This window comes from Bradyrhizobium sp. HKCCYLRH2015 (assembly GCF_051168215.1).
Lineage (GTDB): Bacteria > Pseudomonadota > Alphaproteobacteria > Rhizobiales > Xanthobacteraceae > Bradyrhizobium.
This window is the reverse complement of record NZ_JBNPUO010000005.1, coordinates 368,038-393,356: the sequence shown is the minus strand read 5'-3', so window position 1 is coordinate 393,356 and position 25,319 is coordinate 368,038. Positions and strand designations below refer to the sequence as shown.

The following is a 25,319-nucleotide window of genomic DNA, read 5'->3' as shown; positions in this document are numbered from 1 at the left end:
GCCAGGGCTGCCGGATCTCGTGTTGTCACCTCAGACGCGGCGTGGCCGCGCGCTGATTGCCTTGAAATGTCGTACCTGCTCCGTCAGCGCGCGCTCCACCGGCAGCCGCTCCATTGAGGAGGCGCCGTAGAAGCCGTGGCAGTTCTTGGTGTGCTTCATGATGAAGTCGGCGTCGGACGGCTCCGCGATCGGGCCGCCATGGGCCAGAACCAGAATCTCCGGGTTGACGCTGAGCGCGGCCGAGGCCCAGCTGTCGATCAGGCCGGGGCAGTCTTCGAGCTTGGGCGCGGTCTGCGCGCCGATCGAGCCGCCGGTTGTCAGACCGAGATGGCAGACGATGATGTCCGCGCCCGCGATCGCCATGCCCGCGGCCTGGGCTTCATTGAAGACATAAGGCGTCGTCAGCAGGTCCTTGTCGTGCGCGCGCCCGATCATGTCGATCTCCAGCGCGTAGGAAATGCCCGTCTCCTCGAGGTTGGCGCGGAAAGTGCCGTCGATCAGGCCGACGGTTGGGAAGTTCTGCACACCGGAGAAGCCGAGCGACTTCAGCTCGTCGAGGAACACATCCATGTCGCGGAACGGGTCGGTGCCGTTGACGCCCGCGAGCACCGGGGTCGACTTCACCACCGGCAGCACCTCGCTGGCCATCTCGACCACGATGGCATTGGCGTCGCCATAGGCCATCAGGCCGGCGAGCGAACCGCGGCCGGCCATGCGATAGCGGCCGGAATTGTAGATCACGATCAGGTCGATGCCGCCGGCCTCCTCGCATTTGGCAGACAGGCCGGTGCCGGCCCCGCCGCCGATGATCGGCACGCCACGGCGCACCATGTCGCGAAACTTCTTCAGCAGCGGTGCGCGCTCATATCTCGGCATCACCATCACCTCGCCTGTCTGCGCCGCGTCGGCAGCCGCCCGAGCATCGGCCTGACGGCACCGACGATCGCTGCTGCGAACTCATTGTCGTTGATGTGATGCGGCACGCGGATCAGGCGCCGGTTCGAGGTCTGCCGCACCGTCTGTTCGAGGCTGCGAAACAGCGCCTCGTCCGCCTCGCGATCGAAGAACGGCTGTCCCTGTGCATCAAGGGCCGACACGCCCTTCTCGGGCAGGAAGAACCGGACCGGCCCGTCCATGCGGTTGAGCCGCTCGCCGATCCAGCGCCCCATCTGCGCGTTCTCCGCCGCCGTCGTCCGCATCAGCGTGACCTGCGGGTTGTGGACGTGAAACTTGCGGCCGCGATAGCGCTCCGGAATGGTCTCGGGCGCGCCGAAATTGACCATGTCGAGCGCGCCGACCGAGCCGACATAGGGCACGCGGGTGCGGATGACCGCGCCGAAGCGATCCTCGGTTGCCGGAAACACGCCGCCCATCAGCAGGTCGCAGACCTCAGTCGTGGTGAGATCGATGACGCCGGCGAGCATGCCGGAATCGACCAGCTTCTCCATCGAGCGGCCGCCGACGCCGGTGGCGTGGAAGACGAGGCACTCGTAGTCGTCGCGCAGCTCGGCGGTGAGCTTCTGCACCGCCGGCGTGGTTACGCCGAACATGGTGATGCCGATCGCGGGACGTTGCGGTCGGGTGCGATCAGCGACAGCGGACCGTTGCTCGCGCGCCATCACCATGCCGGCAAGCGCATGCGCGCCATTGCTCAGCACCATCAGCGAAATCGAATTGAGTCCTTGGACGTCGGTGACCGAGTACATCATCGCGATGTCGGCCGGCCCGACATAGGCGCCGACGTCTCCCGAGGCGACCGAGGAGATGATCAGCTTGGGCACGCCGACGGGGAGCTCGCGCATGCCAGGTGCGACCAGCGACGTACCACCGGAGCCGCCCGCCGAGATGATGCCTGCGACATTGTCCTGCCGGCGCAGCCAGCGCGCGAACGCGTCGGCCATGGCCGTGACGGATGCACCGCGATCGGTGCCGAACACGGCGGAGCCGCCGCGCGGATGATTGAGCGCGACCTCCTGGGCCGAGACGTCGCAGCTCGTATGGCGTCCGCTGGTGGAGACGTCGACCAGCCGGGTGCGCAGCCCGTGGCTCGCGACGAGATCGCGAATGAAGCGCAGTTCGTCACCCTTGGTGTCGAGCGTGCCGGCGACGATCACCGCGGGCGGACCTGACGCGATCGGCACGGCGCGCTCACGGCCCTGGCGCGCGGCCTCGTCAAGCCGGCTGACGCTGGTGGAGAGCGTGCGCGCCTTGGCCTCGATCTGCGCGATCGGCACCGGCTGCGACCAGCGCGTCGGCAGCACGGGATTGGAGACGTAAACCTTGACGGGCGCAGCTTTCGGCGTCGTTGGCGCCGCCGCACGTGCGGCGGGCGCGTCGCCGTCCTGCCCCGTGCCGAGATCCGTCTCGTCGCCGGCATGCTGGCCGACGCCGAGCAGGCGCTGCTGCAGCTCGCGGTCGGCGGCGAGCCGGGCCGAGTCGATGATGCGGTTGATGCGGCCATTGACCATGATCGCGACGCGGGCCGAGATTGCGGTTGCAACGCCGATGTTCTGCTCGATCACGAGCACCGCCATGTCGCCGTCCTGGCCGAGCCGGATCAGCATCTCCTCGACCTGGGCGACGATCACCGGCGCCAAGCCCTCCGTCGGCTCATCCATGATCAGCAGCTGCGGATTGGTCAGCAGCGCGCGCGAAATCGCCAGCATCTGCTGCTCGCCGCCGGACAACTGCCCGCCGCCATTGTTGCGGCGCTCGGCGAGCCGCGGAAACGTCTCGTAGACGCGCTCGACAGTCCAGGCGCCGCGGCGCTGGCCGGCCGCGAGCCGCAGATGGTCGTCGACGCTGAGCGAGCGCCACAGACGCCGCCCCTGCGGCACGTAGCCTACGCCGAGCCGCGCGATGCGCGCGGGATTGAGGCCCGTGATATCCTCTCCCCGCAGCCGCACCGTCCCTCCGGACGGCCGCAGCAGGCCCATGATGGCCTTGCACAGCGTCGTCTTGCCCATGCCGTTGCGGCCGACCAGCGAGAACACTCCGCTGTCGAGCCGGAGGTCGACGCCCTGCAGCGCATGCGAATGGCCGTAGTAGACGTCGAGGCCGCGGACCTCGAGCGCAGGCGCGGAGCGGCGGATATCATTCATGGCCTCCTCCGAGATAGAGCTCCTGCACCTCCGGATCGGATTCGATCTCCTGCGGTGCGCCCTCCTTGAAGATGCGGCCGTTGTGCATCATCGTCACGCTCTCGACGACGCGCAGCGCCACGTCCATGTCGTGCTCGATGATGATGTAACCGATGTGCGGCGGCAGCGACGTCAGAATCTCGACCAGCTCGCGCCGCTCGGTCGGCGACAGACCCGCCGCCGGCTCGTCGAACAGGATGAATCGGGGCGCGCCAGCCAGCGCCAGCGCGATCTCGAGCTGCCGCTGCTGGCCATGGGCGAGCTCCGAAACCAGTTGATCACGCACCGACGTCAGATGCACGGCCTCGATCAGGCGCTCGGCCGCCTGCATCAGGGCGTCATTGGCGCTGGGACGCAGCATCGAGAAGCGCGCGCGCGAGACGCCACGGCATGCCAGATAGACATTGTCGCGTACCGACAGGCCGAGGAACAGTGCCGAGATCTGGTAGGTGCGGCGCAGCCCGCGGCGGATCCGCTCGTAGGGCGGAAAGGCGGTGATGTCCTCGCCGAAGAAACGGATCGTGCCTGACGTCGGCAGGAAGTCGCCGGTCACGCAGTTGAACAAGGTGGTCTTGCCGGCGCCGTTCGAACCGAGCACCGCGCGCCGCTCGCCAGGCCGCACCGTGATCGTGATGTCGGTCAGCGCGGCGAGCGCGCCGAACATCCGCGTCACGCCACGCAATTCGAGGGCTGCGGTCGAGCCGAGCGCTGAGAGCCGGTCCGCGACCCTATCCATGGCCGTGACCTCCCGGACGGGGCCGCTCCTCCGTGCGCTGGCCGCGTTTGCGCCACCGCTCATAGAGGCCGATGACGCCGTCGGAGGACCAGAACACGATGGCGAGGAAGCCGAGCCCGATCAGCAGCCGGAACCGGTTGCCGTCGAGCCCGACCTTGACCAGGAAGTCGAGCGCGAAGGTGCGCAGGATGACGAAGATGAACGCGCCGATATACGGCCCGACCGGCCGGGTGATTCCGCCGACGACGGCGACGATGAGAATGTCGATGCAGCGCTCGACCGCGACCGATCCGGGCGAGATCTGCCGATAGTTCCAGACCTGCAGCACGCCCCCCATGCCGGCGATCAGGGCCGCGAACGCATAGGCGGCGATGCGATGCGCATTGACGTTGAAGCCGAGCGCGGCCATGCGCCTGGGATTGTCGCGCACGCCCTGCAGCGCCAGGCCGAACGGCGCGCGCGACAGATAGAGCACAGCGAAATAGCACAGCGCGGCCACCGCAAGCGTCAGGTAATAGAACGCGATATCCGTGCGCCAATCGACGCCGAGAACATGCGGCGTGGCGATCGTGTTGATGCCGGTGTGGCCGTTGAAGATCGCCCAGTTCTGGTTGGTGAAATAATAGAACGCCGCGCCGATCGCGAGCGTGATCATGATGGTGTAGATGCCCTCGGTGCGCACCGCCAGCGCACCACCCAGCGTGCCGAACAGCACCGCGAGCACCAGCGCCACCGGCGTCGCCAACCACCACGGCCAGCCGAGGCTGATATTGGCGTTGCCGCTGACGCCGAACACGGCAACCATGTAGCCGGCAAAGCCCGCGATCGTCAGCTGCATCAGACTGACCATGCCGCCATAACCGGCGAGGAACATCAGGCTCAGCGCGATGGTGCCGAGGATCAGGGTCGTGCCGAAGATCTCGATCAGGAAGAAGCCGTTGGCGATCAGCGGCATGATCAGCAGCAGCGCGGCGACCGCCCAGGCCCAGGGCTGCTCGGTGGCCGACCATGCGACCGGCTGCCGTGCGGCGCCGCCTGCCAGCATGCTCTCCCGCGCGCGTGCCTCCTGGATCAGCGACATCTCATCGCCTCGCCAGCAGGCCCTGGGGCCGCAGCGCGAGCACCAGCACCATGATCAGGAAGGTCACGACGATCGCATAGGTTGGGATGTAGACCGAGCCGAGCTGCTCGGCGAGCCCAATGACCAGCGCGCCGAGCGCGGCTCCCGGGATCGATCCCATGCCGCCGACGATGACGACGACCAGCGAGGCCAGCAGAAAGCGCGTGTCCTCGCCGGGTGAGATGGACTGGAAGGTTCCGCCGACCACGCCGGCAATGCCGGCCAGCCCCGCGCCCAGTGCGAACACCAGCACGAAGACGAGCTGGATCTGCACGCCGGTTGCCGCCAGGATCTCGCGATCATCCACGCCGGCCCGCACGATCATGCCGACGCGGGTGCGGTTGAGCGCGAGCCACATCGCAATGCCGATCACGACCGAGCCGCAGAAGATCACCAGCCGCACCAGCGGATATTGCAGGAACACCGCCTCGCCCGACGATTTCATCGCCGTCATCAGCGGCAGCTGCACCGGCCCGATCAGCCAGCCCGGCGTCTGGATCTGATAGAAGTCGCCGCCGAACGCCCACAGCATCAGATCGGCGAACACAATCGAGAGGCCGATCGTCACCATGGTCTGGCGCAGGTCCTGCCCCTCCATGCGGCGGAAGACGAGCAGTTGCAGGAGAACACCGATGGCCGCGACGACGATGAAGGCGGCGACGAAGGCGAGGATCCACGACCCCGTCGCGGCGGACACGCCGTAGCCCACATAGCCGCCAAGCAGATAGAGCGAGCCGTGCGCAAGATTGACGTTGCGCATCAGGCCGAAGATCAACGTGAATCCGCTCGCGACAAGGAAATACAGTCCACCCAGCGTGATGCCGTTGAAAACCGCACTCAGGAACACCTTCTTGCGGCCGATCGCCTCCTCGAGCCCCGGCGGCCACACGGCGAAGATCAGCCACGCCAGCAGCGCCAAGGCGAGGAGAATGATGAGGGACCAGATCGGGTGACGCTCGATGAAGCGGCTCATCACCCCTCCCTCAGGATACGAGGGACGGATCCGTCGTCACAGCGGAAAGGCGCATTCAGCCGAAGATCGCCGGGTCTGCCGGCCATCGCTCGTCCTCCCTCGTCGGATCCTTTTGCGGATCACGTTGCCCAGAGTGTAGCGGCAGACGAGAGTGCGCACTTGATCGACAGTCTCTTTTCGCGCAACGCGCAGCAGCAGGTCAGGCGCGCAGAACTTTTGCAGCGCGGCGATAGTCGGTCGGCGCCATGCCGACATTGCCGGCGAAGAACCGCGTGAAGCCGCTCTGCGAGGTGAATCCGAGATCGAAGCCGATATCGGCGATCGGCGCTTCCGTTGCCACGACGGCATCGAGCGCTCGCTCCATCAGCAGCGTATTCAGATAGAGATTGGGCGTCACACCGGTCTGGCTGCGGAACAGCCGATAGAAATGAGGCCGTGACAGTCCTGATTCGCGGGCGATGTGATCGAGCTCGATCTCGGCGCACGGACTGTCCGACATCAGCTTGATGCACTTGCGAACACGAAAGTCCGTCACTTCCGCGCATGGCCGTTCGGGCATCTGCTCCGAGATGCGCCAGCTTTCCTCGTAGCAACTGTCGATGAGCTGCCTCAGCTCGCCGTCGAGACAGCCGAGCGATGGCGCGCCACATACCAACGCTGCGGTGCGGCGAATACAGCGATCGAGCGCGGCAGTCCGCCGGAAGCAGGTACGGCCAAACCGCAGGCCCTGCTCGCGCGCAGCCGAGGGCGTGAACCACTCCGCATTGACGTAGAGCACAAAAAAGATGGCGCCGTTGTCGATGTCGTTCGGCAGGAAATTGTGCGGTTCCCACGGATTGACCGCGACGATCCAGTCCTCGCCGATCTGATAGTGCTGGTCGCAGACGTCGATGTCGGCCGGCGTCCCACCAACGTGAAAGATCAGATGTCCCTCGCGATGGGCATGCACATTGAATGGCCGATTGAGCTGATAAACCGTCGCACGGCCGAAGCGAGCATGAAAGACGGCGAGCGCCCTACTCATCACTTCCTCACCGAAATGGCTTTTATTATTCGTCAGCGTCGATCATTGCATGTCAGAAAGCAAGGGACGCGACTACGCGGCCCGAGCCTGCTCGAGCCGCGCCGCTCCCTGTCGAAAGGTCAGTACTTCTTACATTCAGGCACGGTGCGGCTCGGCAGGCCGATCTTGGCGAAGGTCGCGGCGTCGTATCCCAGCGTCTGGTTGACGTCGGGGATCACCTTCACGACCTTGCTGAACAGCGCGCCCTTGCCGTCGTCGACCACCTCGGTGACGAAGTTGGTGCCGATGGCCTGGCGGTTGGCGTCGAGCTTGATCTTGCCGTTGGGGGCATCGATCTCGATCTTCGCCAGCGCCGCCTTGAGCTTGGCCTGGTTGTTCGACAGATCGCCATTGACCTCGCGCAGCGCCAGGATTAACGCCATGGTCGAGCCATAATAGTTGGTCGCCAGCAGCGACGGACTCGGGAAGCGCTTCTCCGGCGGGAACGAGTCCTGATAGGCCTTCACGAACTTCTGCCAGCGCGGATCCTCCCAGGTATCGGCCTGACCCGATGCAGCAATCGTACCGATCAGGGCGTTTTTGGCATTTCCCTTGGACGACAGGATGGTCTGGTCGATCATGATCGAGCCGCCCATCAGGTGCGCCTTGCCGCCGGCCTGTTGATACTGGTTGAGGAAGTTGACGGCATCGGCGCCGCCGAGGCCGAGATAGATCGCATCGACATCATCGGGCAGCGCCGCGATCACCGACGCGAAATCCTTGGTGCCGAGCGGGACCCATTGCCGGCTGGTGATCTTGCCGCCCAGGCCGCAGAACTCCAGCGCCAGGCCGAACACCTGGGTGTAGATGAAGGAATAGTCCTCGCCGACGGTCGCGATCTTGCGGTAGCCCTTGGTCTCATAGGCGTATTTGCCGAGGCCGACCTGCCATTGGGCGCCATCCATGTTGAAGCGGAAGAAGTTCGGCGCAGGATCGACATAGGTCGTCTCCTGCGCACCCGACGCGGCGTTGACGAAGGTCAGCTCGGGGTGCGTCTTGGCGAAGTTCTTGACCGCGATGCCCTCGTCACCCGACAGCGGCGACAGCAGGATCTGCACCTTGTCCTGCTCGATCAGCTTGCGTACGGCACGGACGGCCGAGTCCGGCGTGGCGTCGGTCGACGCGACGACGAATTCCAGCTCCTTGTCGCCGACCTTCTTGCCCAACACGTTCAGCGCGGTGACATGTCCGCGCATTCCGTCCTCGCCGAGCACGGTATAGGTGCCCTCCAGCGTCGCGGTGACGCCGACCTTGATCTTCTCCTGCGCGAACGCTGTGCTGGACAGCAAAAGCGCCGTGAACACGGCGATACCTACACTTCGCATGTGCATCGAACTCCTCCCTTGTCGCCCATTGCTGGGGCACACGAGCGTGTGCCGGCCACTGTTTTCTTGGCCATGTTGGCAGTGGACCTTCCCGTCACCTCGCGTCATCTCTGACGAGCGACGGTGAGCCCCCATCGACCACGGAGGCTAGCGGATGAGCCGAGCCCCCGCGCAACCCGCCCCGCCTCGACCTTGACGACGAGTCTCATTTTCCATGATGCGACGCGATAACGCCCGCGGTGCATTCCGTGTGCATCGCGGTCCCGTCAGTGCCTCGATGGGAGTCTCCGGTGGGCTCGCCGCTCAGGCAGAGCCCGAGCCGTTCAGCCGCCTCGGCCTGGCTCCCTCGGGAGCGTCCTGCCGTTCAATCGTCGCGTTCGTGCCGCCACCCGGGAGCGCCGGACACGCCGCTTCCGAAACTCCAATCCGCACATGACGATATCGATGCTTTCATTCGGACGCCGCAAACGGCGCCCATGGAACGCGAGCCATTTCTCGACCTGCCGCACGACCACGCGGCCGAGGTCCAGCCGCCGCACCAACTCGTCGCGCGTATGCAGCGAGGCGATGTCGACGATGTAGTCGAGCCGTTCCGACATGGTCCGCCCGACGAGCCGCGCGTATTCACTCGACACCAGCAAGGTTACGGCCCGCTCAGGCAGATGCGGCTCACCCATTTCCATTCCTGCACTCCACCGCGCCCGCCGGCCGACCCGAGATGTCGGCAATCCAGCAATTGCAGGCACGGCGCCCCCCGATGACAATTCGACCGCGACACGCCAGGGAAGGCCCGATCGTTTCGTCTCATTTCATGACGCCGCGCGCGGCGCGCTCCTCGCGGCTTGCATTCGGCCGTCCATCACGAATACACGCGCTCAGCCTGGTCGTGAGACGGCGCCGCGTCATGTTCTCTCGCTGTTGCCGACACCAGCGACTGTGTGATCTCCTGTGCCCGCATCGGCAGCACCGACAAGAGTGTGTCGCTGAGGCCGTGCGAGGTTTCGGCGCAGCCCTGCACGTAGACCTGCGGACGAAACGCCGGGCTCGTCTGTAGACGATAGTCGCGGTCGAGCGACGCCGATTCGATGTAGCGGCTGATCGGACCGAGACACGCCGGAATCGGAGATCGCTCGTAGCCGGTGGCGAGCACGACAGCATCGTACGCGGCCCGGCGGCGGACCTCTTCGTCCTTGTTGACGATCTCGAGCACCATCCCCTCAGGGGAGGCATAGGCTGCGACGATCTCGCTGCGCGGATGGAGAGCCAGTTTCTGAGCGCCGGCAACCCGCTGCTGGTACGTCATCCGGTAGAGCTGATCGAGCAGGTCGGGGTCGACCACCGCATAATTGGTATTGCGGAAGCTGCGGACGATCGTCTCGCGCTGCCGATCGGACCGCGAATGAAAATAATCGGTGTAGTCCGGATTGAAGATCTCGTTCACGAACGGGCTGCTGTCCGCCGGCTTGAGCGCGTGCCCACGGAAGACCAGATCGATCTGGGCGTCCGGAAGCCGCTCGCTCAGATCGAGCGTGACCTCAGCCGCACTTTGCCCACCCCCGATGACTGCCACCCGCGGCGACCGGCCGTCCGATCCTGCCGCGAGCGAGGAACTCAGATAGCCGCTGGTGTGCACGACCCGCGGATCCCTCGCGATCGGTTGAAATATGGAAGGGATGTGCGGCACGCCGCCGACGGCCGCCACGAGGTGACGCGTCACGCGTGATCGCTCCTTTCCGTCAGTCATGCGCGTGAGCACACGAAGCGCGGTGACGGATTGACCGCTATGCACGGGCTCGACCGACTCGACTGTTTCTCCGTAGGCAACCGTGGTGCTGAACTGGCCTGCGACCCATCGGAGATAGTCGTTGAACTCGATCCGACTGGGATAGAATGTCTTGCAGTTGGTGAAGTCGAGCAGCCGGCCGGATTTGTGCAGGTAGTTGACGAAGGTGAACGGACTGGTCGGATCGCGCAGCGATACCAAGTCCTTGAGGAAGGAGATCTGCATGTTGCTGCCGGGCAGCAGCATTCCGCCATGCCATTTGAAGTCCTGCTGCTTTTCCAGGAACACGGACCGGCATTTCAGACGCTGCTGTCTGAAGCAATCGTCGAGCGCGATCGCCAGTGCGAGGTTCGATGGCCCGAAGCCGACGCCGACGACATCATAATCAGGGGCAGGATGATACGACATGGTGATGCTCCGTCCGCGCTAGGCTTCTGTGGGTGCTTCCTTGGCCGCCGGCTGCCACAGCCGGTCGCCGAAGAAGCGTTCTCGCAGCAACATGACGAGGGTTGCCCGCTTGTGGGGGAAATCGAAATTCTTGAGCCGGGCAAACCCCGCCAGATCCAGGTTGCGAAGCTGCTGGGAATGTGCCGCCGCCGGCTCGCCGACGACACGTTCGGTGCGACAGTCGTCGAGGAACATGTAGTGCATGAGTGAGGGAAGCCAGGCCGTGATGAAGCGGCGGCCTCGGAAACCGTCCTCGCCGACGATCACGTGCCAGCCGCGATCATAGTCCGCCGCGTCGTAGAACGGTGCGATACGATTTTCCTTCGCCCAGTAGAGCTCGAAATAGCCGAACGGCTGATCTCCGAAGCAGCCGATCAGCGGCACCATGTGCGGGTCCGACATGATCCGTGACAGATATTGCCGGTGCTTGTCGATGTCCCCCGCTTCGTTCCAGAACGAGTCCACCCGCGGATCGTTGAGCCAGCGGTGGACCAACGGGAGATCGTGAGCGATGTCGATGACGCGAAAGCTGACGACGTCGGACAGCCAGGGAATGAAACGGGCGTAGACGGTGCCGACCGGCTTGGGCGGCCGCCGCGGATGGCGCCTGCCGTCGGTCATCGCGTAGGACTGTGGAAACGCCGGGCGCGCGGCGTCCGTCAGCCAGTTCTCGCGAAACTGCATCACCATGTCCGGATACAGCGCCAGCCTGCCGTCGGTCACCACCGCGAGGCCATCGTTCGCAAGGGCCGATGCTGCTGCCGGGTTGTCGTCGAGTGCAAGGTCGAGCCTCTGCAGTGACGGCGTCCAGGCAAAGACCGCTTCGGCCATTGCCGCGGCTCCGCGCGACAGCCGGCGCCAATCATCGACCCCGTCGTGCACGATCAGACGCGTCAGTTCGCCATCCGGCCGAAGCGCCAGCAGTGGCGCGCCGTCCGCGATCACCCGAAGCCCGTCATCGTCGCGAACGACCGACATTGTCGCGTCGGTTGCGACAGGGAATGTCCGGATACTGCCCGTAACGCTCGCGGTCGCGCTCATGCGAACTCCCTCCCTCTCATTGATCTGCACGGGCGTCATCTCTGTCCACTCCCGCTCAGGATGTAGATCGGCCGGCACGACGAAGACAACAAAGTCCGTAGCGCTGTTTTTAGATTAACTACAAAGATGCGGCTCACGGCTTCGATGCTCCAAGCGATGCAGCGGGTTCATGCAGAACAGTCGTGAGCGTGCGCTGCCTTTGTGCCGGCTCGCGGCGTTCCGCGGCGTCGCTGGCGTCAATCCGACCGTCGCGCAGACGCACGATCCGATCGGCGCAGTGGAAGTAGCGATCGTCGTGCGAGATCACAATGATCGTCTTGCCGAGACGTTTGAGGTCGGCGAGCAGCTCGGTGTAGAAGATTTGGCGGAACGCTGGATCCTGATCGGCCGCCCATTCGTCGAACACCAGCACCGGCCGTCCCTCGATCCAGGCATTGATCAGGGCGAGCCGCTTGCGCTGGCCCGTCGACAGGTCGGTGGTGGAGAACGCGCCGCCATCGATCGAGACCTTGTGAGCGAGCTCGAGTCGGTCGAGATAGCGATGTGCGAGGTCAGGCGGCTGGTTGCTCTGCTGCGCCAGGGTGTCGAACAGGAAATAGTCCGAGAATATCGTGGTGAAGAGCTGCCGATAGTCGTCGCGGGTCTCGCTGACGACGGGATTGCCGTCGCGCAGCAGTACGCCGCGGTCCGGCACATAGAGCCCGAGCAGCAGCTTGATCAGCGTCGTCTTGCCGCTGCCGTTCTCACCGACGATGAAGACGATCTCGCCGCGGCGAATGCGAAGGTCGATCGGTCCGATGACAAAGGGGCGTTCGGATGACGACGCAGGGAATGCATAGGAGACGCCGCGCAGCTCGATGGATTCGATCTGCTCAGCGGTCCGATCCTGGGGATCATCGAGCAGTTCAGCCTCTGCGGCGGTGAAACGCTCCGACAACTCGGCGATCCGGCGCATCGCAACCTGGGCGCGGCCGAGCGACGGCAGCATGCCGATCAACTGGTCGATCGGTCCGCGCATGAACAGCAGCACCAGCACGAAGCCGCTGGACACCGAGGCCGGGCTGTCGGGCCACAGCAGTGGACGCAGCACCAGCGCGGTCCCGATCACCAGAAACAGCAGAACCGTCCCGAGCGCACGCGCCGTCACCAGCAGATTGATCGCCTTGATCTGCACGTCGCCGATCTGGTCGACCGTCCGTCCGATCAGATCGACATGGACATGGCGCCGACGCTGGCGATGAAGACGGAGCTCCTTGGCACCGTCGGAGATCGCGCGGTAGTGCTTCTGCAGATCGTCTTCGTATTGGCGCGCGAGATTGAAGCCCGTCATTCCGCGCTTGCGGGCGAGGTAATGGACGAACGACCCGAGCGCGATCAAGATTGCCGTGACCAGGAACAACGGCCACGACAGCACCGCGAGGTAGATCAGGCAGCCGGCGACGATGACGCCGGACACCAGGAAGGCGGGAAAGAAGAAGGCGAAATCGCTGATGGCATCGACGTCCTTGGTCAGGACCGGGATGAGGCGGTGCGACCGATAGGCTTCGAGCTGGTCGATCGGCGCCATCAGGATCTTGGCGGCCAGCGACTTGCGCAACGAGGCCACGATCCGCTGCCCGACGATATTGGCGCTGATGTCAGAGCCAACCGCCCCGATCACGATCAGGATGCAGAGACCCGCGAACGAGGCAATCAGGCCGCCGACGTCGCCTGCGCCTGCGTAAAGGCCGCGGTTCACCACGGCGAGCAGACCCGCAACGCTGGCGCCGCCGAGCAGGCCGAGCAGGATGGCTGCCGCCAGCAGCAGCCAATACGGCCGCAGCAGGCTTCCGACGTTGGCGATTGCCGGATTGGATGGCGTCATCATCGGCCGCCGGCTCCCATTCGTGTGGCGAAGACAGCGGCGAGCTTGTCGCCGATGCCGGCGCGGGCCTGGAGGGCGTCGGGCACGACGTTGCCCATGCGCAGGAACTCGTGGACCATGCCGGGATAGACCTTCAAGTCCACAGCGACGCCGGCCTCGCGCAAGCGTGCGGCATAGGCCTGCCCCTCGTCGACCAGCGGATCGAACTCGGGCAGCACGATCAGCGCGGGCGCGACGCGCGTGAGGTCGGAGGCCGCCAGCGGCGCAAATCGCCAGTCGTGGCGATCAGTGCCTTCGGGCAGATAGTGGTCGAAGAACCAGTCGACGGTCTCGCGCTCGAGCAGATAGCCCGAGCCGTAGTTCTCGTAGGAGTCCGAGATCTGCTGCGGGCTGAGCCCGGGATAAGCGAGGACCTGAAGGATCGGCTGCGGCAAGGCCCGGTCGTCGCGCGCGGCGATTGCCAGCGCCGCGGCCAGCGTTCCGCCCGCGCTGTCGCCGCCGATCGCGACTCGCCGCGGGTCGAAGCCAAGCGCCGGCCCCTCGCGCCCGATCCAGGTGAGCGCATCGACGCAATCCTCGAACGCCGTCGGAAACCGATGCTCCGGCGCCAGCCGATAGTCGATCGACAGCACCGCCGCGCCGCTGTCATCCGCGAGGCCGCGGCACAGCGGCTGGTGCGAGTCGAGGCTGCCGACGACGAAGCCGCCGCCATGCATGTAGAGCAGCACGGGCATCGGATCGGCGACATCCAACGGCCGCGCTGCATAGAGCCGTGCGGCAATCTCCGTCCCGTCGCGCATCGGCAGCGCAAGCTGCCTCTCGAACGCGAGCGGCGGCGGATCGACATCCAGCAGCGGTGACGACGCGTCGAAATCGGCGCGCGCCTGCGCCGGCGTGAGTTGCGGAAACGGGATGCGCGCGCCGGTTTCGGTTCCGAGCTGGATCATCTCGAGCAACGCGGCGATATCAGGGTGAAGGCTCATGACCACCTCATTCAGCCGGTTCGGACTGCAGCGCCGGCGATGTCTGCGCCGCCTCGTCCGGCTCCAGCCACGCGCCGAGCGCCGTCAGGAAGGATTCGTTGCTCAGGATCGCGAAGTGATCGTCGCCGACCACGCCGAGGTCTGCCGCCTGCGGCAGCTGCGCCACGAGCCGATCGCGCTGTCGAAGCCGGCCGGAGGTCCACCAACAGCCGGGCGCGACAGCGAGATCGGCCGGCCATTCGGCCGGCTGCGCCAGGTGCGCGAGATGGCGTCCGACCCTGAAGGCCGCGACGATGTCGTCGATGCCGAGAAGGCCGTCGCGCGGCTGCAGCGGTGCCATGCCGATCGCATCGGCGACGAGGCCCCGGATCACCTCGTCCGTCGCCGGCGCATCGGCGGAGCGGATCGCCGTCACCTGCGACGCGATCGCTGACAATTGCACGCCCGGCGCCGTGACCGAGAGCAGCGCGAGCAAGTCGTCAGTCCAATGCAGCGACGGCTGCTGGCCGCCATGCGGAACGAAGCTGTCGATCAGCGCCAGACGCTCGACCCGCGCGCCGAGACGTTCCAATTCGGCGGCAACCAGGCCCGCGAGCAGCCCGCCGAGCGACCAGCCGATCAGATGATAGGGCCCCTCGCTCTGCGTCTGTACGATCTCATCGGCATAGTCCACGGCCATCGCCGCCAGCGAGCGATCGGTGAAGGACGGCTCGATCAGCGTCCGGCACTGCAGACCGATCAGTTGCCGTTCTCCCTCCAGACGACGCGCCAGCGGCGCATAGTCGAACACGGTGCCGAAGCCGCCGTGAAGGCAGAACACGGGCGCCGCGCCATCGACCGGCGAACTCAGGGGCAGCAGCGCCGACGGCCGCGTGGATGATGCTGCGGGCGAGCCGAGCAAGGCGCGAATGGTCGGCTTCTGCAAGAGATCCCGCAGCTTGATCTCGCCATCGAGGACCGGTTCGCGGCGAAGCCGCGCGATCACCTTGAGGCTGAGAATCGAGTTGCCGCCGAGCTCGAAGAAGTTGTCGGTGACGCCCACTTGCGCGACGCCGAGAACCTCCGCCCACAGCTTCGCCATCGCGACCTCTGGCGGACTTTCCGGGGCGATGAACGCGCGCCCGGCTGCGATACCAGGCGCGGGCAACGCCTTGCGATCGACCTTGCCGCTCGACAGCGTGGGCAGGCGCTCGAGCACGATGATGCGGGCCGGAACCATGTAGGCCGGCAATGTCCGGCGCAGCGTGGCCGTCAGCGCCGCCGACAGGCGCTCGGCCGCTGCAGCGGCGGCGTCACCCGGCGCCCGTGGCGCCACATAGGCCACGAGCTGACTTCCTCCCGCACCCGCCACCGCGAGCACGGCAGCCTGTGCGACTGCGGGGTCGCTCAGCAGAGCCGATTGGATTTCGCCAAGCTCGATCCGGAAGCCGCTGACCTTGACCTGATCGTCGCTGCGCCCGAGATACTCGATCGTGCCGCTCGCATCCCATCGGGCCAGGTCGCCGGTGCGATAGAGACGTGCGCCCTCCTCCGTCGAAAATGGATCCGGCACGAAGCGTTCCGCCGTCATGCCTGGCTTGGCGAGGTAGCCGCGCGCGAGCCCGAAGCCGCCGACATAGAGCTCGCCGGCTGCGCCTGCCGGAACGAGATTCAGCGCGCCATCGAGGATGTAGGCGGTGCGGCGGCCGACGGGAATGCCGATCGGCGCATAGGCCTTGTCGCATGCCGTGTTGCCATCGACCTTCCACACCAGCGGTGTCACGACGGTCTCGGTCGGACCATAGCCGTTGATCAGGATCCGCGGCTTCAGCGCCCGCCTCACCTTGTCGAAGCCGGCCTTCGGCATGGCCTCGCCACCGAACGAATACAACCGCACCGGCGGCGGATTTCCGGTCTGCTCCACCCATTCGGCGACCTGCTGCAGGTAGGCCGGCGGCAGACCGATATGCGTCACGCGCTGCGCATGAAGCTCGGCGACCGTCTGCTCAGGCGTCCACAGCTCCGCATCGCGCATGACCAGCCGTGCGCCCTGCGACAGCACCGTGAGCCACCGTTCATGCGCGCCGTCGAAGGCCAGCGACAGGAAATGCAGCTCGGTTGCGTGCTCGTCGAGCTCGTAGAGCGCAGCGGTCGCCCGGCAATGCATCGCCAGCGGTCCATGCGCGACCGCGACGCCTTTCGGCCGCCCGGTCGAGCCGGACGTGTAGATTACATAAGCCAGATTCTCCGGATGCAGGCCCGGATCCGGCGCATGGTGCGGACCGCTGTCGAAATCGAACGAGGCCAGATCGACGGCCTGGACACCTTCGGTGGCGGCGATCTCATGCGCGCCGGACAGCAGCATGCTCATCCCGGAATCGCGCATCAGATGGGCGATGCGGTCCGGCGGCAGCTCGGGATCGAGCGGCACATAGGCTCCGCCGGCCTTCAGCACGGCGAGCAGCGCGGCCATCGTCGCTTCATTGCGCGCGACGACGACGCCGACGCGCTGGTCTGGCTGGAGCCCGGCGCCGACGAGGCGGAGCGCGAGCCGGTTGGCACGACGATCGAGCTCACCGTAGGACACGTTCCTGCCGCCGATCGTGAGGGCGACACGTTCCGGGTCGCGCTGGGCATGACCGCTGATCATCTCGTGCACGAGCGGACGCGTCGCGGAAGACGCAGCCCGACCATTGCAGGCGACTGCGCGCTGCACATCCTGAGCGGTGGCCGCATCGATCGCGCCGAGCGCGGCTTCCGGACTTCGCATGATAGCCGCGAGCAGATGTTCGAATTGCGCCCTCACCTGCTCCGCCTGATCCGGCGTGAAGTGGCTCGGCATATAGGTGAACTCGACCTGCAGCGAATCCTCGACCATGATGGACAGGTCCATCGGATAGTTGGTGACGTCGACATTGCGCAGCTCGCCGAATTGAAGCGAGCCGTCGCCCTGCAGCAGGCCCCGGTCGACGGGATAGTTCTCGAACACGATGATACTGTCGAACATGCTCTCGCCAGCACGGCCGGCCCAGCTCTGGATGTCGTAGAGCGGCGTCTGCTCGAAATTGCGCATCGCCGCGTTACGGTCCTGCATGGCACGCAGCCAGTCGCCGATCGTGGTGGCCGGCGACGGCGTCTCGATCACCGGCAGCGTATTGATGAACAGGCCGATCATCTGCTCGGCCCCGTCGAGACCAGCCGGACGGCCGGCGACGGTGACACCGAAGGTGACGGTCTGCTGGCCGGTGTAGCGTTGCAGCAGCAGCGCCCAGACGCCCTGGATGAGCGTGTTCAGGGTGATGCGCTCGCGCCGCGCAAACGCCTTCATGGCCGCGGTCGCATCTTCGTCGAGCCGCGTGTAGCAGCGCTGGTGCCCGTGCCCATCGTGGCGCCGTGCTCCGAAGGCATCGGTCAGTTGCGTCGGCTGGTCGAAGGCCGTGAGCTGTCCGCGCCAGAAGCGCTCGGCGGCCTGCGCGTCCTGGGCCAGCAGCCAGGCAACATAGTCGCGATAATGCGCTGAACGAGCCGTGAGCGCCCGCCCGGAATAGCGCTGCAGGATTTCGCCGATGAAGCGGGCCGAGCTCCAGCCATCCATCAGGATGTGATGGTAGGTCCAGATCAGGCGATGGCGCTCGTGGTCGAGCTGCAGCAGCCGGACACGCTGCAGCGGCGGCACCGCGAGATCGAACTCGACGTTACGCTCCGCGGCCAGGGCCGACGACAGCCGCGCTTCATCGACGACCTGCCCGCGCCAGTCCTCCATCACGAACGGCGCGTTCGCGGCACGATGGACGGCCTGCAGCGGTGCACCGGACAGCTCGCGCCAGAGAAAACCCGTGCGCAGCATCGGATGAGAGTCAGAGACCTCTTGCCACGCGCTGCGCAGCCGCTCGACGTCCAGCCCGCGGATCTCGACGCTGATCTGGTTGACATAGACACCACTGCCGGCATCGCGCAGGCTGTGGAACAGCATGCCCTGCTGCATCGGCGAGAGTGGGTAGACGTCCTCGATGCGATCCCAGTCGACCCCGAGCCGGGCGAGCTCCTCGCTGGTCAGCCCGGACAATGCGCCGCGCGCGAGCGCAATCGCGGGCTGATCTTTCCGCGCCACTCGGCAGGCCGGCGCGAGCAGCTCGATCGTCTGCAGAAGGAATACGTCTCTCGGCTCCAGTTCGAGACCGGCGCGGCGTGCGCGACTGACCATCTGCAACGAGATGATCGAGTCGCCGCCGAGCTCGAAGAAATTGTCGGTGACGCCGACGTCCGGCTGGTGCAGCAGCTCGGCCCAGATCGCGGCGAGCGTCGCCTCGGCGGGACTGCGTGGCGCGGTCCGCTGTCCCTGCCCGGGCCGGCTATCGGGCAATGGCAAGGCCTTGCGATCGATCTTGCCGTTCGGCGTCAGCGGCAGAAGCGGCAGCACCATGACGCGCGACGGCACCATGTAGTCCGGCAGCGCCGACGCGAGCGTCGCGCGCAGCTCAGCTCCGTCGAGCCGATCGTCGCCGCTGACATAGCCGACGAGCTGCCGCCCGCCGCCGAGCTCTTGCGCCACCACGACGCTGTCGCGGACGCCGGGCTGCGTGCGCAACCGCGCCTCGATCTCGCCGAGCTCGATGCGGTGGCCGCGAATCTTCACCTGATGGTCGGCACGGCCGACATAGTCGAGCAATCCATCGGCCCGCCACCGCGCCAGATCGCCGGTCCGGTACAGCCGCGCACCGGGATCGCCGAATGGATCGGGAACGAAGCGCTCGGCGCTGAGCGCCGCCCGGCGCCAATAGCCGCGGGCCAGGCCTTCGCCGCCAATGAAGAGCTCGCCCGTCACGCCGACGGGGGCGCGGTTGAGATCGCCGTCGAGCACGTGGAGCGTGGTGCTGCCGATCGGGCCGCCGAGGACGGGTGCGGGATCGCGCGCATCGAGCCGATGACGTGCCGACCACACCGTGGTTTCAGTCGGCCCGAACAGGTTCCATACCTCGCCGCCGAGCGCGAGCAGCCGGAGCGCCAGATCGGGCGCCAGCGCCTCGCCGCCGCTCAGCAAGCGGCAGCCTTGAGGCAGCCATCCACGCCCGCCGTCGTCATGGTCGAGCAGAATGCGCCAGCTCGACGGCGTGGCCTGGATCATGGTCGCGCTATGACGGGCCACGATCGCTTTCAACGCCGCGGGATCATGGGCCGAGGCGCGGTCCGCCAGCACGATCTGCGCGCCATGACTCAGGGGCAACCAGAGTTCGAGCACCGCGATGTCGAACGACAGCGAGGTCAAACCGAGCACGCGGTCATCGCGCGCAATGCCCGGCTGCTCAGCCATGGTCGCCAGGAAATTCGTCACCGCGCCATGACGCACCATCACCCCCTTGGGCAGGCCGGTCGAGCCCGAGGTGTAGATGACGTAAGCCAGGTTTTCAGGATGGACGGCGACATCGAGATTGCCGACGTCGGCAGCTTCCTCTCCAGGCGCCTCGTCCAGCAGCCAGACCTCGGCGTGGCCGTCCGCCAGCACCGGCGCGAGCCGGTCGTGGAGCGCCGCCTGCGTCAGCAGCAGCTTGGCGCCGCTGTCGGCCAGCATGTGCGCGAGACGCTCAGCCGGGTAGTCCGGATCGAGCGGCAGATAGGCTCCGCCCGCCTTGAGGACGGCGAGCAGCGCCACCATCATCGTGACACCGCGCTCCAGCGCCAGCCCCACCACGACATCGGGACCGACGCCGTGCTCCCTGAGCCTTTGGCCCAGCCGGTTCGCGCGCGCGTTCAGCGCGGCGTAGCTGAGCGTCTCCTCATTGTGCACGAGCGCGATCGCATCGGGTGCGCGCTCCGTCTGCGCCTCGAATTGAGCGACGACACCGGGCGATATCACGGCGGCCGCTGTGGCGTTCACCCGTGCGAGCAGCGCGATATCAGCGGGATCATCAGCCGCAATGCAGCCGACCGCCTGCTCCGCATCGCGAGCGATGGCCGCGAGCAGTTGCACGAACGCCATCTGCAGCCGACGGATCTGGACGTCGTCGAAATGTTGCTGCTGGAAATTGAACACCAGCCGTAGCTCGCTTTCGAGACCGACACTCACGAACAGCGGGTAGTTGCTGGTTTCGAGGATCCTCGTCCGGCTGACGCTCAGACGGCCATCTCGGGTCTTCAAGGCCGCGTCCACCGGATAGTTCTCGAACACGAGGATGCTGTCGAACAGTGGACGCCCGCTCCTGCCCGCGATCCGCTGGATGTCGGCCAGCGGCATCCAGCCGTGATCCCGCAGGCCGAGATTGCGATCCTGCAAGTCCCGCAGCCACGCGCCGACGCGCTGCTCCGGATCCTTGGTATCGACCACCGGCAAGGTGTTGATGAAGAGGCCGACCATCTCTTCGGCGCCGGCGAGCCCGGCGGGCCGGTCCGATACCGTCACGCCGAAGCAGACCATAGGTTGGCCGGTGAACCGACGGAGCAAATGCGCCCATGCCGCCTGCACCACCGTGTTCAGCGTGACCCGTTCGCGGGTCGCGAAGCGTTGCAGCCGCTCGCTGAGATCGGCGTCCACCGCCATGGCGAGCGAGCCATGGCCGACGCGAGCGCCGGCCGCAGGCTGCGACAGCAGGCTCGGCTCGTCGAGCCCGGCCAACGCCGCTCGCCAGAACTCGACCGCCGCACCGTGGTCCTGCGCCTGCAGCCATCCGATGTAGTCACGGTAGCGCGGCGGCGGTCCCTGCAGCGCCCCCTGCCCCCCTTGCTGCACCACCTCGGCAATGAAGCGGGCCGAGCTCCAGCCGTCCATCAGAATGTGATGATGGGTCCAGATCAGCCAATGCCGGTCGTCGTCGATCCTGACCAGCCGCACGCGCTGCAGCGGCGGCCGCGAGAGATCGAAGCCGTCGGCGCGCTCGCGGTCCGCGGCCGCCGTGAGCGCAGCCTCCAGCGCCGACGGAGTAAGTCCCGCCGCACGTTCCCGCCAATCCTCCGCGACGAAGGCAACGTCGGCATTGCGATAAACGATTTGCTGCGGCGGTCCGGACAATTCACGCCACAGGAAACCGGTGCGAAGCACGGCATGACGGTCGCTGACGGCCTGCCAAGCAGCATGCAGCTTACCGGCGTCGAGGCCGCGGATCTCGGCAGCGACCTGGTTGACGTAGACCCCAGTGACGTCGTCGTGCAGCGCGTGAAACAACATGCCCTGCTGCATCGGCGACAGCGGATAGATGTCCTCGACCTCGCGCCAATCCAGCGCCAGCGCATCGAGCTCGGCCTGACTCAGCTTCGACAGCGGCACATCGGACGGCGTCAGGCTATGGACACCGCTCGTGCAGTGGTCGACCAGCTCACGCAGCGCCGCTCCGAAACAATCGGCGACGCGGGTCACGGTCTCGCGTCGATAGCGCTTCCTGCTGAAGCCGAACGACAACTGCAGACGGCCGTCGAGCACCCTCGCATTGATCGCGATATGGTGGCGGAGCGGGCTCGACGCCGCACGCGAAGGTCCTGCGCTCTCGGGCGCGATCGAGAACAGCGCCGTCTCGTCCGCGCTGCCATCGACCTGACCGAGATAGTTGAACCCGATGCGCGGCTGCACGCCCGTCCTCAGCGCCGCACGCTGGGCATCAGACCCCAGGTAGCGCAGCACGCCGTAGCCAAGTCCCCGGTTGGGGACGGACCGCAGCATCTCCTTGGTCGCCTTGATCAGCTCGGCGGGCGGCTGCGATCCAGCCGTCAATTGCACCGGAAAGGCGGTTGTGAACCAGCCGATGGTTCGCGACAGATCGAGCCCGTCGCCGAGATCCTCGCGGCCGTGGCCTTCGAGCTCGATCGCCATGATCTCACGGCCCAACCACTGCCACAACGCACGCGCCAGCGCCGACAGCAGCAGATCATTGACCTGGGTTCGGTACGCGCCGTGCGCCGCGCCCAGCAGGCGCGCGGTCAGCTCCGCGTCGATCGCGAGCAGCACGTCGTCAGCGTCGGCGCTCGTATCCCGATCCGCATGATCGACATCGCACGGCAGGTCATCCGTCTGCCGGAGACCGGACCAATGATCGAGCTCGGCAGCCAGCACATCCGAGCACGCGTGCGCGTGCAGTGCTGCGCCCCATTGGGCATAGGCGTGCGTCTTGGGCGGCAGCGTCGCCTCCTGCCCACGCATGAGCTGATCATAGGCCGCCGCGAGATCCTCCAGCAGCACACGCCACGACACGCCGTCGATCACGAGGTGATGGATCACGATCAGGAGGCGCTGCCCGCCGTCCGGCAGATCGATGCCGACCATCTGCACCAGACGACCCTGCGCGAGCGAGAGGCTCGCCTGGACCTCAGCGGCCAGCGCGGTGACCGCCTCGCCGTCGGCCAGCTCGCACGATCGGAACAGACCGGAGGCGGCCGGCGCCGACGCGTGCTCAGCGCGCCAAGTGCCGTCGATGCGTTGGAAGCGCAGCCTCAGCGCATCATGATGGGTGACGACGGCCACCGCCGCGCGCCGCAGCACGTCCCAGTCGAGCCGCTGCTGCGGCCGCAGCAGCAAGGCCTGGTTCCAGTGATCGGGCGCGTCCAGCTCCTGCTCGAAGAAGCGGAGCTGAATCGGCAACAACGGCAGTGGCCCGGAGACGAGGCCCTGCTCCGCCGTCGTCTCCAGCCGAGCGATCTGCCGCGCGTCGCGCGCCAGGGCTTCCAGTGTCTGATGCTTGAAGACGTCGCGCGGCTCGATCAGAAGGCCGGCTCGCCGCGCGCGACTGACCATCTGCAGCGAGATGATGGAATCGCCGCCGAGCTCGAAGAAATTGTCGGTCATGCCGACATCGGGCTGATGCAGCAGCTCGGCCCAGATGGCCGCCAGCGCAGCCTCGGCCGCCGTCCGCGGCGCAATCCGCGTGACTGATGCGGGCGCCTCCGGCGCTGGCAGCGCATGGCGATCGACCTTGCCATTCACCATCAGCGGCAGACGATCGAGCACCACGATCCACGCCGGCACCATGTAGTCCGGCAGCGTCGCGGACAAGGTGTCACGCAGCACGACGCCGTCGAGCGTGCCGTCACCGCAGACATAGCCGATCAGTTGGCGGCCTGCCCCGAATTCCCTGGCGATGACGACGGCCGCAGTGACCGATGGCTGCTGCCGAAGCCGCGCCTCGATCTCGCCGAGCTCGATGCGGAAGCCGCGAACCTTCACCTGATGATCGGTGCGGCCGACATAGTCGATGGCGCCGTCGCTGCGCCAGCGCGCCAGATCGCCGCTCCGGTACAGCCGCGCGCCGGGAGGTCCGAACGGATCGGGAATGAAGCGCTCGGCCGTCAGCGCCGCGCGACCGAGATAGCCGCGCGCCAGCCCGTCGCCGCCGATATGGAGCTCGCCCGTCGTACCCTCGGCGACCGGATTGAGGTCGGCATCGAGAATGCGCAGGATCGTACCCGGGATCGGCACGCCGATCGGCACGCGTGGCCCGCTCGCCTCGCGGCAGCTCCAGAAGCTGGCATTGATGAGCGCTTCGGTCGGTCCATAGCGGTTGTCGAACCGGATCGCTGGAAATACCGCGTAGACTTGGTCCCTCAGCTGGACCGGCAGAGCCTCGCCGCCAGAGAACAGGCGTTTCAAGCTCACGCATCGGCGCGCCTCGGGCTCGGCCACGAATTGCGCGAGCATCTGGGGCACGAAATGCAGCGTCGTGACGCCATGCGCAATGACCGCATCGATCAGCCGCTTCGGCTCGCGATGGGCGCCCGGCGCTGCGATCGCAAGCCGCGCGCCGACCGTCAACGGCCACAGGATTTCCCACACCGCGACGTCGAAGCTGAACGGCGTCTTCTGCAACAGCGTTTCGCCGGGATCGAGCCCGTACTCCCGCTGCATCCAGGCCAGCCGTGCCGCCAGCGCGCCACGCGTGCAGGCCACGCCCTTCGGCATGCCGGTCGAGCCGGACGTGTAGATCACATAAGCGAGGCTCTCGGCGTGGATCGGACTGCGGAGATCCGAATTGCCGGCATCGATCCCGTGCGAAGCGCGGCTGTCGTCGACGGCGATCAGCTCGGCGCCCGCCCCTGCCGTGATCTCCATCAGCCGATCGTGCAACTGCGGCTGCGTCAGCACCAGTCGCGCGCCGCTGTCGCCCAGCATCGCGGCGAGCCGCTGGCTGGGATAATCCGGATCGAGCGGCAGGTAGCCGGCCCCCGCCTTCAGCACCGCCAGCACGGCCACGACCAGATCGGCGCTGCGCTCGAATGCGAGGGCGACGGGAGCATCAAGAGCGACGCCGGCCTGCCTGATCTGTCGCGCCAGTCGGTTGGCCCGCGCGTTCAGTTCGGCGTAGCTGATCCCCTCCTGATCAGAGATCAGGGCGACGGCCGCGGGCGACCGTGCGACCTGCTGTTCGATCTGCGTCACGACGTCGACGAAGCCGTCTTTCGCCGTCGGCGCGGCGCGTCCCGAGCTCCAGCGGAGCACCCGTTGCAAAGCGTCGGCGTCGAGGCCATGCAGCTCCGCGACCGGGCGGCTGCTGTCGTCGGCGATGCGCCCGAGCAGACAGGCGAACGCCGCCTGCATCCGCTCGATCTGCGGTCGGTCGAACCGGCTGCGATCGTAACGGAATCCGAGCCGGATGCCGGCGTCGGTCACGAACACCGCGACCGTCAGCGCATAGTTGGTGATCGAGATCTGCTCGGCGCGGCTGGCGCGCGGCCCCTCGCCGGCCTGATCGCGCAGCGCCGCGTCGACCGGATAGTTCTCGAACACGAAGATGGAGTCGAACAGCGGCCGGCCGGCCCGGCCGGCAAGACGCTGGATCTCGTGCAGCGGCATCCAGCCATGCTCGCGCAGGTCGACGTTGCGATCCTGCAGGCTGCGCAGCCAGTCGCCCACCAGCGTTTGCGGTCTCGCGTCCTCGAGCACAGGCACG

The 25,319-nt window shown here is 66.6% G+C and carries 13 protein-coding genes (1 of these 13 running past the window's edge); all 13 read right to left on the bottom strand.

What is annotated here, in order from left to right; genetic code table 11:
• Positions 1-30: 30 nt before the first annotated feature.
• Positions 31-876 (bottom strand): phosphoenolpyruvate hydrolase family protein, encoded by an 846-nt coding sequence (locus ACQR1H_RS15640; RefSeq protein ID WP_315802951.1) that lies wholly within the window; start codon positions 874-876, stop codon positions 31-33.
• Positions 877-881: 5 nt separating this feature from the next.
• On the bottom strand, positions 882-3,101 hold the full coding sequence (locus tag ACQR1H_RS15635) for an ABC transporter permease (RefSeq protein ID WP_315802950.1): 2,220 nt from the start codon (positions 3,099-3,101) through the stop codon (positions 882-884).
• A complete protein-coding gene (locus ACQR1H_RS15630; RefSeq protein ID WP_315717437.1) occupies positions 3,094-3,876 on the bottom strand; it encodes an ABC transporter ATP-binding protein in 783 nt (260 codons plus the stop codon). Before ACQR1H_RS15630 ends, ACQR1H_RS15635 begins: the two co-directional genes overlap by 8 nt.
• Complete coding sequence (locus ACQR1H_RS15625) at positions 3,869-4,957, bottom strand: branched-chain amino acid ABC transporter permease (protein WP_409997935.1); 1,089 nt, start codon at positions 4,955-4,957, stop codon at positions 3,869-3,871. The genes ACQR1H_RS15630 and ACQR1H_RS15625 overlap by 8 nt, the downstream gene beginning before the upstream one ends.
• A 1-nt stretch (position 4,958) precedes the next feature.
• Positions 4,959-5,969, bottom strand: a complete 1,011-nt coding sequence (locus ACQR1H_RS15620) for a branched-chain amino acid ABC transporter permease (protein ID WP_434907803.1) — start codon at positions 5,967-5,969, stop codon at positions 4,959-4,961.
• A gap of 199 nt (positions 5,970-6,168) precedes the next feature.
• Positions 6,169-6,993: an AraC family transcriptional regulator gene (locus ACQR1H_RS15615; protein ID WP_316237908.1), complete on the bottom strand. Its 825-nt coding sequence runs from the start codon at positions 6,991-6,993 to the stop codon at positions 6,169-6,171.
• 119 nt (positions 6,994-7,112) lie between these two features.
• Positions 7,113-8,363, bottom strand: coding sequence for an ABC transporter substrate-binding protein (locus tag ACQR1H_RS15610; RefSeq protein ID WP_315802947.1), 1,251 nt, complete (start codon positions 8,361-8,363; stop codon positions 7,113-7,115).
• Positions 8,364-8,680: 317 nt separating this feature from the next.
• Entirely contained in the window at positions 8,681-9,034 is a 354-nt protein-coding gene (locus tag ACQR1H_RS15605; RefSeq protein WP_316216403.1) for a hypothetical protein, read from the bottom strand.
• A 182-nt stretch (positions 9,035-9,216) separates the two neighbouring features.
• Positions 9,217-10,548, bottom strand: a complete 1,332-nt coding sequence (locus tag ACQR1H_RS15600; protein ID WP_434863902.1) for a lysine N(6)-hydroxylase/L-ornithine N(5)-oxygenase family protein — start codon at positions 10,546-10,548, stop codon at positions 9,217-9,219.
• Positions 10,549-10,566: 18 nt separating this feature from the next.
• Positions 10,567-11,628, bottom strand: a complete 1,062-nt coding sequence (locus tag ACQR1H_RS15595) for a GNAT family N-acetyltransferase (protein ID WP_434863901.1) — start codon at positions 11,626-11,628, stop codon at positions 10,567-10,569.
• Between the two features lie 133 nt (positions 11,629-11,761).
• On the bottom strand, positions 11,762-13,495 hold the full coding sequence (locus tag ACQR1H_RS15590) for a cyclic peptide export ABC transporter (RefSeq protein ID WP_434907802.1): 1,734 nt from the start codon (positions 13,493-13,495) through the stop codon (positions 11,762-11,764).
• The gene (locus ACQR1H_RS15585; protein WP_434907801.1) at positions 13,492-14,475 is read right to left on the bottom strand and encodes an alpha/beta hydrolase fold domain-containing protein; all 984 of its coding nucleotides are present in this window, start codon (positions 14,473-14,475) and stop codon (positions 13,492-13,494) included. Before ACQR1H_RS15585 ends, ACQR1H_RS15590 begins: the two co-directional genes overlap by 4 nt.
• A 7-nt stretch (positions 14,476-14,482) precedes the next feature.
• Positions 14,483-25,319: the 3' portion of a non-ribosomal peptide synthase/polyketide synthase gene (locus tag ACQR1H_RS15580; RefSeq protein ID WP_434907800.1), read on the bottom strand. Its footprint extends 5,564 nt past the window's final position; the window shows 10,837 of its 16,401 coding nt (coding positions 5,565-16,401); the start codon falls outside the window, past its right edge — the gene reads right to left on this strand; the stop codon is at positions 14,483-14,485.

What these genes read in the sequence shown, in the direction of transcription:
- ACQR1H_RS15615 (WP_316237908.1), bottom strand. Translation starts at nt 6,993, where the DNA reads ATGAGTAGGGCGCTCGCCGTCTTTCATGCTCGCTTCGGCCGTGCGACG.
- ACQR1H_RS15625 (WP_409997935.1), bottom strand. Translation starts at nt 4,957, where the DNA reads ATGTCGCTGATCCAGGAGGCACGCGCGCGGGAGAGCATGCTGGCAGGC.
- ACQR1H_RS15595 (WP_434863901.1), bottom strand. Translation starts at nt 11,628, where the DNA reads ATGAGCGCGACCGCGAGCGTTACGGGCAGTATCCGGACATTCCCTGTC.
- ACQR1H_RS15640 (WP_315802951.1), bottom strand. Translation starts at nt 876, where the DNA reads ATGCCGAGATATGAGCGCGCACCGCTGCTGAAGAAGTTTCGCGACATG.
- ACQR1H_RS15620 (WP_434907803.1), bottom strand. Translation starts at nt 5,969, where the DNA reads ATGAGCCGCTTCATCGAGCGTCACCCGATCTGGTCCCTCATCATTCTC.
- ACQR1H_RS15605 (WP_316216403.1), bottom strand. Translation starts at nt 9,034, where the DNA reads ATGGGTGAGCCGCATCTGCCTGAGCGGGCCGTAACCTTGCTGGTGTCG.
- ACQR1H_RS15600 (WP_434863902.1), bottom strand. Translation starts at nt 10,548, where the DNA reads ATGTCGTATCATCCTGCCCCTGATTATGATGTCGTCGGCGTCGGCTTC.
- ACQR1H_RS15635 (WP_315802950.1), bottom strand. Translation starts at nt 3,101, where the DNA reads ATGAATGATATCCGCCGCTCCGCGCCTGCGCTCGAGGTCCGCGGCCTC.
- ACQR1H_RS15630 (WP_315717437.1), bottom strand. Translation starts at nt 3,876, where the DNA reads ATGGATAGGGTCGCGGACCGGCTCTCAGCGCTCGGCTCGACCGCAGCC.
- ACQR1H_RS15610 (WP_315802947.1), bottom strand. Translation starts at nt 8,363, where the DNA reads ATGCACATGCGAAGTGTAGGTATCGCCGTGTTCACGGCGCTTTTGCTG.
- ACQR1H_RS15585 (WP_434907801.1), bottom strand. Translation starts at nt 14,475, where the DNA reads ATGAGCCTTCACCCTGATATCGCCGCGTTGCTCGAGATGATCCAGCTC.
- ACQR1H_RS15590 (WP_434907802.1), bottom strand. Translation starts at nt 13,495, where the DNA reads ATGATGACGCCATCCAATCCGGCAATCGCCAACGTCGGAAGCCTGCTG.